General features: G+C 72.6%; 9 protein-coding genes. 7 read left to right on the forward strand and 2 right to left on the reverse strand.

Features of this window, described 5'->3' with window-relative positions; genetic code table 11:
* Window positions 1-14 precede the first annotated feature (14 nt).
* Window positions 15-2003 carry an acyltransferase family protein gene (locus AC3WRT_RS01375; protein ID WP_492718184.1) on the reverse strand — a complete coding sequence of 663 codons (1989 nt, stop codon included), beginning with the start codon at window positions 2001-2003 and terminating at the stop codon, window positions 15-17.
* A 107-nt stretch (window positions 2004-2110) separates the two neighbouring features.
* Between AC3WRT_RS01375 and AC3WRT_RS01380 the strand changes: the two genes are divergently transcribed.
* Window positions 2111-2440 (forward strand): acylphosphatase, encoded by a 330-nt coding sequence (locus tag AC3WRT_RS01380; protein WP_492718186.1) that lies wholly within the window; start codon window positions 2111-2113, stop codon window positions 2438-2440.
* A gap of 18 nt (window positions 2441-2458) precedes the next feature.
* Window positions 2459-2761 (forward strand): chorismate mutase, encoded by a 303-nt coding sequence (locus AC3WRT_RS01385; RefSeq protein ID WP_492718188.1) that lies wholly within the window; start codon window positions 2459-2461, stop codon window positions 2759-2761.
* A 30-nt stretch (window positions 2762-2791) separates the two neighbouring features.
* Here the strand turns inward: AC3WRT_RS01385 and AC3WRT_RS01390 are convergent, their stop codons facing one another.
* The gene (locus tag AC3WRT_RS01390) at window positions 2792-3451 is read right to left on the reverse strand and encodes an MSMEG_1061 family FMN-dependent PPOX-type flavoprotein (RefSeq protein WP_492718191.1); all 660 of its coding nucleotides are present in this window, start codon (window positions 3449-3451) and stop codon (window positions 2792-2794) included.
* A gap of 121 nt (window positions 3452-3572) precedes the next feature.
* Between AC3WRT_RS01390 and smc the strand changes: the two genes are divergently transcribed.
* The 5 genes from smc (at window position 3573) to AC3WRT_RS01415 (ending at window position 10861) form a co-directional block, all read left to right on the forward strand.
* Complete coding sequence (smc, locus tag AC3WRT_RS01395; RefSeq protein WP_492718194.1) at window positions 3573-7151, forward strand: chromosome segregation protein SMC; 3579 nt, start codon at window positions 3573-3575, stop codon at window positions 7149-7151.
* A gap of 107 nt (window positions 7152-7258) precedes the next feature.
* A complete protein-coding gene (locus tag AC3WRT_RS01400) occupies window positions 7259-7441 on the forward strand; it encodes a hypothetical protein (protein WP_034771351.1) in 183 nt (60 codons plus the stop codon).
* A gap of 221 nt (window positions 7442-7662) precedes the next feature.
* Window positions 7663-8871, forward strand: coding sequence for a signal recognition particle-docking protein FtsY (gene ftsY / locus AC3WRT_RS01405; RefSeq protein WP_492718201.1), 1209 nt, complete (start codon window positions 7663-7665; stop codon window positions 8869-8871).
* 182 nt (window positions 8872-9053) lie between these two features.
* Window positions 9054-10526, forward strand: coding sequence for an ammonium transporter (locus AC3WRT_RS01410; RefSeq protein ID WP_492718203.1), 1473 nt, complete (start codon window positions 9054-9056; stop codon window positions 10524-10526).
* Window positions 10523-10861 (forward strand): P-II family nitrogen regulator, encoded by a 339-nt coding sequence (locus tag AC3WRT_RS01415; RefSeq protein WP_492718205.1) that lies wholly within the window; start codon window positions 10523-10525, stop codon window positions 10859-10861. The genes AC3WRT_RS01410 and AC3WRT_RS01415 overlap by 4 nt, the downstream gene beginning before the upstream one ends.
* The last annotated feature ends 31 nt before the right edge of the window (window positions 10862-10892 follow it).

The following is a 10892-nucleotide window of genomic DNA, read 5'->3' on the forward strand; positions in this document are numbered from 1 at the left end:
GGCCGACCGGGCGGTCAGGGGATCGGGAGGTCCTTGAGCACGACCTTCTTGCCGGTGCGCCGCTCCGAGAGGTCGGCGAGCGCCTGGCGCACCGTCTTCGAGAAGAGGTGGGCGCCCCGAATGGTGGGGTGCACGCGATCGGACTGCACTTGCTCGGGGTGGGCGCGGATCGCGTCGGCCCAGTCGGCCACCACGACGTTGGGCCGGTCGCGGGCGACCAGCTCCAGCGTCGCGTTGTCGGTGTCGACCCGCGCGAAGGGGCCCATGATGTTGACGAGGACGACCATGCGCTCGGGGCCGAGACGGTCGAGCACCTTCTTGACGGCGTCCTCGTCGACCCCGGCGTTGGTCCCGAAGGCGAGGATGACCGCCCGCCGGTTGGCGTCACCGCGGGCCGAGACCTCGGTGAGGCCGTCGGACCAGCGCCGGTTGGACTTCGCGTCGATGCGGATACCGGGGAAGTAGTAGCGCAGGGCCTGCAGGCTGCCGACCATGATCGAGTCGCCGTAGGCGTCGATCTCGGGCCCGCTGGGCATGGTGAACGACGCCTTGACGGGCCCTGCTGCCGCCCCCGACGGCGACCCGGTGCGGGTGCTCGACGGAGTGGGCGCCGGCGCGCTGGCGTCGGGCGTCGGGGAGCCGCTGCTCGACGAGGCATCGGCCGCGGTCTCGTTCTCGGCGAGCATCCGGGCCGTCTGGGTCTGGTCGGGAGCGGTCAGCACGATGACGGCCGTGACGACCGCCAGGGCCGCCAGCGTCACTGCAACGACCTGCTTGGCCCGGCGGGTCAGGCCCGACACCCGCCGAGCCAGGCCGATGGCCACACCTCGAAAGCCCCGCGTGCGGAAAGGCGTCTCGACGAAGCGGAAGGTCAGGTCGGCGAGCGCGAGGGTCACGAGCACGCACCACAGCCGGGTGAGCAGGTGCGAGGTGGTGCCGGGCGCCGACGGGTTGTCGAGCGCGACGAGCAGGATGACGGGCCAGTGCCAGAGGTAGATGGAGTAGGACCGCGCGCCGACCCAGGCCAGGACGGGCAACCGCATGACGCGCTGCACCCCGGTGACGCCCCCGGGGCGTCGCTCGACGAGACCCATGACCACCACCGCGGTGGCGAGCGACGCGAGGACGATGCCGCCGCGGAAGGTCACCGTCGACTGCTCGTCGAGCAGGACCATCTCGGCGAGCAGCACCACGAGCGCGAGCGGGACGGCATGCGACCCGAACCGGCCCCAGCGCGAGGGGGCCAGCCGGGCTGCGAGGTGCGGGCTCGCCCACGCGAACGCGACGGCCGCTCCGGCCATCAGCCCCACGAGGTGCGAGTCGGTGCCGTAGTAGACGCGGGTCGCGTCGGTGCCCGGTGTGAGGAGCACCGCCATGAGCAGTGAGGAGGCGACGCCGACGGCGAGCGCAACGCCGACCCGGACCCGGCCCGACAGTGCGAGCAGGGCGAGGGTCACGAGCGGCCACAGCAGGTAGAACTGCTCCTCGACCGCCAGCGACCAGAAGTTCATGAACAGCTGCGGCGCCGTCTGGTCGAAGTAGCTCGTGCCGGCCGTGATCTCGAGCCAGTTGGTGGAGAAGGTGAGCGCCCCCAGCATCTGGCGCCCCACGTCGACGAGCAGGTCCTCGCTCACGACGCGGGCGATGAGCACGCTCGTGACGACACAGAGCACGAGCGCCGGCAGGAGGCGACGAGCGCGGCGAACCCAGAACTGGGAGAGCGCAATCCGCCCGGTGCGCTGGTGCTCGCCCACCAGCAGCGTGGTGATGAGGAAGCCGGAGACGACGAAGAAGACGTCGACGCCGAGGAAGCCCCCGGGCAGCCAGGAGGCGTTGAGGTGGTAGACGAGGACGCCCACGATGGCGAGGGCGCGCAACCCGTCGAGTCCCTCGATGCGCGCCGGACGCTCGGTCCGCGCACGCCCCGATCGCGGGATGGCCCCCGTGGCCGCTTCGGCGGTCTGGCGGGTGCCAGCCTCCCGTGAAATCGCCGACGTTGTCACGTCGCTCCTTCCGTGGACTGCGGCGAGTGGAGTCACCGCTGTGCCTGGTGTGAGCATAGGTACCGCTGGTGCTGCCGTTGCGGCGCCACGCGGCATACCGTGTCGGGGTGGAGCAGCGAGGGGACGGGCGAGGGGACGGGCCGGCGTGCGAGGAGACCGTTCGGGCCACGATGTTCGTGCGCGGTCGGGTCCAGGGCGTCGGTTTCCGCTGGTGGACCCGGGCCCGGGCGCTCGAGCTGGGGCTGGTCGGGCATGCCCGCAACACGGCCGACGGCCGGGTCGAGGTGGTGGCCCAGGGACCCGCCGGGGCGGTCGGGGCGCTGGAGTCGCTGCTGCGCGAGACGCCGTCGACGACGCACCGCCCCGGGCACGTCGAGGGGGTCGTCGTCCAGCGCTCTGTTCCGAAGGACGGGATCGACGGATTTCTCGAGCGCTGAGCCACCTAGGCTGACCGGGTGAGCGACGTGCCCGAGGTCCCTGCCGAGCTGGCCCGCCTGCGCAGCAGCATCGACAACATCGACGCCGCGCTGGTGCACCTCCTCGCGGAGCGCTTCAAGTGCACCCAGCAGGTCGGCAAGCTCAAGGCCGAGCAGCACCTGCCCGCCGCCGACCCGCAGCGCGAGGAGCGCCAGATCGCCCGACTGCGCGATCTGGCCGACACCGCAGGCCTCGACCCGGTGTTCGCCGAGGCCTTCCTCAACTTCATCATCGCGGAGGTCATCCACCACCACGAGCGCATCGCGAGCGGCGACTCGTAGGCGCCGACCAGCGGCTCGACGGCGCCGACGTCAGTAGAGCGTCGCGTCCTGCCGTGCGTCGAGCGCGGCGTCGTAGGCGGCAGCCTCCGCGTCGCTCGTGAAGCCCCCGGCCTCGCGCGTCATCGTGCCGGCCGTCGGAAGCGTCGCCGGGTCGACCCGGGCGACCGGATCCCACAGGCGGCTGCGCTTGATGGCGCGGGCGCACTGGAAGTAGACGCGCTCCACGGTCACGACGAGCACCGACGCGGGCGGGATGCCCCTGACGGCGTGGCGCGACAGCTCCTGCGGGTCCGTCGAGACCACCGCGGTGCCCCGCACCCGAAGCTCCTCACCCAGGCCCGGGACGAGGAAGATGAGCCCCAGCCGCGGGTCGGCCACGAGGTTGCGCAGCGTGTCGAGACGGTTGTTGCCCCGGCGATCGGGGATGACGAGCGTCCGCTCGTCCCGGACCACGACGAAGCCGGGACGGTCGCCACGCGGTGACTGGTCGAGGCCGCCGCTGCCGATGGTCGCCACGACCACGAACGGGGACGCCTCGATGATGCGCGTTTGGCTGGCTGTGAGCGTCGACGACTCCTTGGCGAGGGAGTTCGCAGCGGGTGCGTTGGGGTAGACCTCGAGCAGCCGCTCGAGCGAGGTGACGCGGTGCTCGTCGGGCGTGGGACGCTGCAGCAGGGCGTCGGCTTCCATCCACCCACGGTATGCCGCCCGCCGGGCGGGGCGCGACGACGTTCGCCTCCCCGGGGGCGCGCCCGGCGGCTAGTACGCTGACCGGGATCGCTGGCTGGCTGGACAAAGGAAATCTCGGGTCGTGTACGTCAAGAGCCTCACCCTGAAGGGCTTCAAGTCCTTCGCCTCGGCGACCCACCTGCGCCTCGAGCCCGGCATCACCTGCATCGTGGGGCCCAACGGCTCCGGCAAGAGCAACGTCGTCGACGCCCTCGCCTGGGTGATGGGCGAGCAGGGCGCCAAGTCGCTGCGCGGCGGCAAGATGGAGGACGTCATCTTCGCCGGCACCACCGGCCGCGCGCCGCTGGGCCGCGCCGAGGTGGCGCTGACCATCGACAACACCGACGGCGCGCTCCCGATCGACTACACCGAGGTGACGATCGCCCGCACGATGTTCCGCAACGGCGGGTCGGAGTACGCCATCAACGGCACCCCGTGCCGGCTGCTCGACGTGCAGGAGCTGCTCTCCGACAGCGGTATCGGCCGCGAGATGCACGTCATCGTCGGCCAGGGCCAGCTCGACGCCGTGCTGCGCGCGACGCCGGAGGAGCGCCGCGGCTTCATCGAGGAGGCCGCCGGTGTCCTCAAGCACCGCAAGCGCAAGGAACGTGCGCTGCGCAAGCTCGACACCATGGAGGCCAACCTCACGCGTGTCCAAGACCTCACCGGCGAGATCCGTCGCCAGCTCGGCCCGCTCGGGCGGCAGGCCGAGACGGCCCGCAGGGCAGCGGTCATCCAGACCGACGCCCGCGACGCCCGCCTGCGCCTGCTCGCCGACGACCTCGTCCAGCTCACCTCCACGCTCGAGCAGGAGGTGGCCGACGAGTCGGCCCTCATCGAGCGCCGCTCCGAGGTCGAGGAGTCGATCGCCGGCCTCGCCGAACGGCTCGCCTCGCTGGAGGCGGCTGCCGAGGCCGCACGACCGGCGCTCAGCCGGGCCCAGGACGAGTACGTCTCGCTCGGCCGCCTCGTCGAGCGGATGGCCGCGACCCGGTCCCTCGCGGCCGAGCGGGTGCGCCTGCTCACCGAGGACGACGGGCCCGAGGCGCCCGGCCAGAGCCGCGACCCCGAGCAGCTGCGGGCCCAGGCCGCCGAGGTGCGCGAGCAGGAAGCCTTCCTCCTCGAGGAGATCGAGGAGTCCAAGGCCGCCCTCGAGGACGCCGTCATGACGCGCGGCGACGCCGAGCGCCGCCACGCGGAGGAGACCGCCCGGTTGCACCGGGAGTCGAGGGCGGCCGCGGACCGACGTGAGGGCCTCGCCAAGCTCGGCGGCCAGGTCGGTGCCAAGGCGTCTCGCATCGAGGCGCGGGAGGCCGAGGTCGGCCGCCTGCGCGGGACCATCGAGGCCGCCCAGGCCCGCGCCGCCGAGGCGGAGCGCGAGTTCTCCCGGCTGGAGGCCAGCGTCGCGCAGGACGAGGAGGGCGAGGAGGACCTCGACGCGGCTTACGAGCAGGCCGCCGCGCGCCTGGACGCCGCCGAGGCCGAGCTCGCCCGCTGGAAGGACGCCGAGGCGGCTGCCGAGCGCGCCCGGACCACGGCCGCTGCGCGGGTCGAGGCGCTCGGTCTCAGCCTGCGCCGCAAGGACGGCGCGGCCGCGCTCCTGGCCGCGGCCGACGAGGGGCACGAGATCCTCGGGTCGGTGGCGTCGCTCGTCACGGTGGAGACAGGCCTCGAGAACGCCGTCGCGGCCGCGCTGGGATCGGCCGCCGAGGCCCTCGCCGTGGGTTCGCTCGACGCTGCTGCCGCGGCGCTCGACGCGCTGCGTGACGGCGACGACGGACGCGCCACCCTGCTCGTCGCCGAGTCGGCCTCGCCGGTCGACCCCGCCTCCTGGCCGGCCCTGCCCGCCGGGGCCCGATGGGCGCGAGACGTCGTGGAGTGCCCCGGGTCCGTGCGTCCCGCGGTCGACCAGGTGCTCGACCAGGTCGCACTCGTGGCCGACGCCTCCGCCGCCAGGGCGCTCGTGCGGGCGCAGGCCGGCGTCACCGCCGTGACCCGCGAAGGCGACGTCTATGCCCCCGGCGCCGTGCGCGGCGGCAGCACGACCGCGCCGAGCCTGCTCGAGCTGCAGGCGGCGCTCGACGACGCCCAGGACGGCATGGCCCGCGCGACCCGCGAGGGGGAGCAGGCCCGCTTCCGCGTCGCTGCCGCCGAGGCCGAGCGCGGCGAGCTCGCCGAGGCCGTGGAGGCGACCCTCGAGCGGCTCAACGAGAGCGATGCCCGGATGGCGGCGATCGCCGAAAAGCTCGGGTCGCTCGGCCAGACCCTGCGCGCAGCCCGCGCCGAGGTCGAACGCACCGAGAAGGCCATCGCCGACGCCACCTCGGCACTCGAGGCCGACCAGACAGAGCACGCAGCCCTCATCGAACGCCTCGAGGCCGCCAGCGGCGAGGGCGACTTCGCCGACGAGCCCTCGACGGAGGAGCGCGACCGGCTGGAGGCCGTGGCCCGGGAGGCGCGCGGCGCCGAGACCGAGCTGCGTCTCGCCCTGCGCACCCGCGAGGAGCGGGCCCGCGCGCTCAAGGACCGCGCCGACGCCCTCGAGCGCGGCGCCCGTCACGAGGAGGAGGCGCGCCAGCGTCTCGCCGAGAAGCGGGAGCGCCGCCGGCGCGAGGCTGCCATCGCGGAAGCCGTGCGCACCGCGGCGACGTGGGCGCACCAGCTGCTCGCCGGGTCGGCCGAGCAGGCCGGCCGGGCCCGGGCGGCGGGTGAGGCGGGGCGCACGGAGCGTGACGCCGAGCTGGCCGTCGTGCGCCGCGACGTCGCCACCTTGCAGGCCGAGCTGCGCGAGCTCACCGACACCGTCCACCGCGACGAGGTCGCCCGCACCCAGCAGCGACTGCGCATCGAGCAGCTCGAGACCAAGGCCGTCGAGGAGCTCGGCATCGCGCCGTCCGACCTCGTCGAGGAGTACGGCCCCCACCAGCTCGTGCCACCCGTGGCCGACCCGGACGCCGACCCGGAGGCGCCGCAGCCGGAGCCCGTGCCGTTCGTGCGCGAGGTGCAGGAGAAGCGGCTGCGCCAGGCCGAGCGCAAGCTCGGCGCCCTCGGCCGGATCAACCCGCTCGCCCTCGAGGAGTTCAGCGCGCTCGAGGAGCGGCACAAGTTCCTCACCGAGCAGCTCGAGGACCTCAAGAACTCCAAGCGCGACCTGCTCGACATCGTCAGGGAGGTCGACGAGCGCGTCCAGCGAGTCTTCGCCGAGGCCTTCGAGGACACGGCGGTGCAGTTCGAGCGGGTCTTCCAGCGGCTCTTCCCCGGCGGGGAGGGACGGTTGCTGCTCACCGACCCGTCCAACATGCTGACCACCGGCCTCGAGGTGGAGGCCCGCCCTCCCGGCAAGAAGATCAAGCGGCTGTCGCTGCTCTCCGGTGGTGAGCGCTCGCTCGTCGCCGTCGCGCTGCTCGTCGCGATCTTCAAGGCGCGCCCCTCGCCCTTCTACATCATGGACGAGGTCGAGGCCGCGCTCGACGACGCCAACCTCGGTCGCCTCATCACCCTCTTCGAGGAGCTGCGCGACAGCTCGCAGCTCATCGTCATCACGCACCAGAAGAAGACGATGGAGATCGCCGACGCCCTCTACGGCGTCAGCATGCGCGGCGACGGCGTGACGACGGTCGTGTCGCAGCGCCTGCGCGACCTCGCCGAGCAGCCCGCCTGAGGAACCCGGCACACGGCCGCCGGGGACCGGGCCGGTGGCTCTCGGGTTGCGAAATCGTCACCTTCTGCTATTTGCGTCAGCCGAGTCACATGCGTCACTCTGGTCACATGGTCTTCCTCGTGATCTCGATGCTCGTCGTCACCGTGCTCGGTGTCGCGGTCGTCGGCGTCGTCGCGGTGCCCGCGCACCGGGGCGGCCGAGACCTGCTCACCGCCAAGGGGGAAGGGGTCGCACGCTCGGCACGTCGTCGCGCGGGCACCCTCGGTCGACCGCGCGCGCGGACCCACTAGCCGCGCGGAACCGCCTGCCCACCACCCTCGGCCACCGGTGCGAACCACCGCCGCCCCCGGGGGCCACCGGGGGGCCGAGCCATGTCGAGTGCTCTTCCGGGCCTCTTCCGGCCCTCTTCCAGCCCTCTTCCGGTCCGGTCCGGTGGCGCCGTCCTGACCGGTCGAGCGCGAGGCCAAAGTCCGGCCGAGGGGGACGGGACGCCCGGTGTGACCGTGGTTGGATGGCTGACGTGGAAACAGTCCTGATCTTCGTCATCATCGGCGCCGTCATCGTCCTCGGAGCCGTGGGCTACGGCGTGAGCCTGCTGCGTGGCGGCCGGACCCGCGAGCGCGAGGCGCCCACCGCGCCCCCGGGCCTGCCGACGGAGGACCTCGACCGCCAGCCGCCGACCGACTCGACCGACCGTGTCACGCCGCCGGAGCATCCCGGCGGCCAGGCCACGGTCGAGGTCGAGCCGGAGGTGCCGACCGCCCCCACCGTGCCGGAGCCGACGATCGAGCGCCCCGAGTCCGCCCGGGGACGGCTCGCCCGCCTGCGCGCGCGTCTGGCGCGCTCGAACTCCTCCATCGGGCAGGGGCTGCTCGCCCTGCTCTCCCGCGGCAAGCTCGACGAGGAGGCATGGGAGGAGGTCGAGGACACCCTCATCTCCTCCGACCTCGGCGTCGAGGCCACGACCGAGCTCGTCGACTCGCTGCGTCGTCAGGTCAAGATCGACGGCACCACCGACGAGGCCACGGTGCGGGGCTGGCTGCGCGAGGACCTGCTCGCGCTCGTCCAGCCCGACATGGACCGGCGCATCGCCAGCAGCCGCGTGGGTGACCGTCCTGCGGTCATCCTCGTCGTCGGGGTCAACGGCACCGGCAAGACGACGACCGTCGGCAAGCTCGCCCGCGTCCTCGTCGCCGAGGACCGGGAGGTGCTCCTCGGTGCCGCCGACACGTTCCGTGCGGCCGCCGCCGACCAGCTCGAGACGTGGGGCGCCCGCGTCGGTGTCGCCACCGTGCGCTCGGACAAGGACGGCGCCGACCCCGCCGCCGTCGCCTTCGACGCCGTCAAGGCCGGCATCGAGGAGGAGGTCGACGTCGTCATCATCGACACCGCCGGCCGCCTGCACAACAAGGTCGGCCTCATGGACGAGCTCGGCAAGGTCAAGCGCGTCATCGAGAAGCAGAGCGAGATCGACGAGGTGCTCCTCGTGCTCGATGCCACCACCGGCCAGAACGGCCTCCAGCAGGCCAAGGTCTTCTCCCAGGCCGTCGATGTCACCGGCATCGTCCTGACCAAGCTCGACGGCACGGCCAAGGGCGGCATCGTCGTGGCGGTCCAGCGCCAGCTGGGCGTCCCGGTCAAGCTCGTGGGCCTCGGCGAGGGTCCCGACGACCTCGCCCCCTTCGACCCGGAGGCCTTCGTCGACGCCATCGTCATGTGACCTCGCGCCCGACCTGAGTCACGAATGCCGTCCGGCGCGCCGGGCGGCATTCGTGCGCCTGAGTCCATGATCCGGACGGCCACGGGGGGTGAAACCATCCGCTAACACCGCGCCGGGGTTGTTGACATGCCCGTAACACGGGGCGCGTCCGCACGAAATTCGGCCAGTCCATCGTTTCGGCCATGAGCGCACTTACCTTCGTGACGGCTGACGCGCCGTTCACCGACAGCGGGAACACCGCGTGGGTCCTGGCAGCCGCCGCCCTGGTCCTGTTCATGACCCCCGGTCTCGCCCTCTTCTATGGCGGCATGGTCCGGACCAAGAGCGTCCTCAACATGATGATGATGTCGTTCATCACGATGGGCACGGTCGGCACGGTGTGGATCCTCTGGGGCTACAGCGAGACGTTCGGCCCCGACCTCGGCGGCGGACTGCTGGGCAACCCGTTCACCCACTTCGGGCTGAGCGGCGTCCTCGACGCGATCTACGGCTACGTCCCGGCCGATGCCGCGGCCGGCACCCCGGCGGCCGGCGGTATCCCCGCCACCGCCTTCGTCGCCTTCCAGGTCGTCTTCGCGATCATCGCCGTGGCCCTCGTCTCAGGTGCCATCGCCGACCGCGCGAAGTTCAGCACGTGGACGATCTTCACGGTCATCTGGGCGACCCTCGTCTACTTCCCCGCGGCGCACTGGGTGTTCGCCTTCAGCGGCTACGCCGCCGAGACGGGCGGCTGGATCGCCAACAAGGCCGAGGGCCTCTTCCTCGGCGGCGCCGGCGCCTACGACTTCGCGGGTGGCACGGCCATCCACATCAACGCGGGTGCCGCCGGCCTGGCGCTCGCGCTCGTTCTCGGCAAGCGCGTCGGCTTCCGGCGTGACCCGATGCGCCCCCACAACCTGACGCTCGTCATGATCGGCGCCGGCATCCTGTGGTTCGGCTGGTTCGGCTTCAACGCCGGGTCGGCGCTGGGTGCCGGGGTGCAGGCGGCCGGCGTGTGGGTCAACACCCTCGCCGCCACGGCCACGGCGATGCTCGGCTGGCTCCTCACGGAGAAGCTGCGGGACGGGCACGCCACCTCGCTCGGTGCAGCCTCCGGCGTCGTCGCCGGGCTGGTGGCCATCACCCCGGCCTGCGCGACCGTGTCGCCGATCGGTGCCCTGGTCGTCGGCCTCGTCGCCGGTGTCGGGTGCGCCCTCGCCGTCGGCGTGAAGTTCAAGCTCGGCTTCGACGACAGCCTCGACGTCGTCGGCGTCCACCTGGTCGGCGGCCTCATCGGCACCCTGCTGATCGGCTTCCTCGCCACCAAGGGCAGCCCGACCGGTGCCGCCGGGCTCGACGTCAACGAGGGGCTCTTCTACGGCGGCGGCGTCTCGCAGCTGCTCGCCCAGCTCGAGGGCGCGCTCGCCGTCCTGGCCTTCTCCTTCGTCGTCAGCTACCTCATCGGTCTCGCCCTGCACAAGACGATCGGCTTCCGGGTCTCCCGTGAGGAGGAGGTCAGCGGCATCGACCTTGCCGAGCACGCCGAGACCGGGTACGACTTCGGTTCGTTCGGTGGATCCCGCACCGGCGTGGTCGCCGGCCACACCGCGAGCGCCGCCGCCACCCCACCCGCCCCGACCGCCGAGACGGCGCCCAAGGAAGAGGCCTCAGCATGAAGCTCATCACCGCCATCATCAAGCCCCACCAGCTCGACGAGGTGAAGGAGGCCCTCGAGGCCTTCGGGGTGGCCGGCATGACCATCAGCGAGGCCAGCGGCTACGGCCGCCAGCGCGGGCACAGCGAGGTCTACCGCGGCGCCGAGTACACCGTCGACTTCGTGCCCAAGGTGCGCCTCGAGGTCCTCGTCGACGACATAGACGCCCCGGACGTCCTCGAGGTCATCCTCAAGGCGGCCCAGACCGGTCGCATCGGTGACGGCAAGATCTGGTCGGTCCCGGTCGACGAGGTGGTGCGGGTCCGCACCGGCGAGCGCGGCGTCGACGCCCTCTAGGCCCGGGCCCCAAGGGTCCGCGCCGGCCGCG

The organism is Terrabacter sp. FW104-15G4B (assembly GCF_058790095.1).

Bases quoted from the DNA above. Each gene is read 5' to 3' on its own strand.
- AC3WRT_RS01410 (WP_492718203.1), top strand. From the start codon at position 9,054: ATGAGCGCACTTACCTTCGTGACGGCTGACGCGCCGTTCACCGACAGC.
- AC3WRT_RS01390 (WP_492718191.1), bottom strand. From the start codon at position 3,451: ATGGAAGCCGACGCCCTGCTGCAGCGTCCCACGCCCGACGAGCACCGC.
- ftsY (WP_492718201.1), top strand. From the start codon at position 7,663: ATGGCTGACGTGGAAACAGTCCTGATCTTCGTCATCATCGGCGCCGTC.
- AC3WRT_RS01400 (WP_034771351.1), top strand. From the start codon at position 7,259: ATGGTCTTCCTCGTGATCTCGATGCTCGTCGTCACCGTGCTCGGTGTC.
- AC3WRT_RS01415 (WP_492718205.1), top strand. From the start codon at position 10,523: ATGAAGCTCATCACCGCCATCATCAAGCCCCACCAGCTCGACGAGGTG.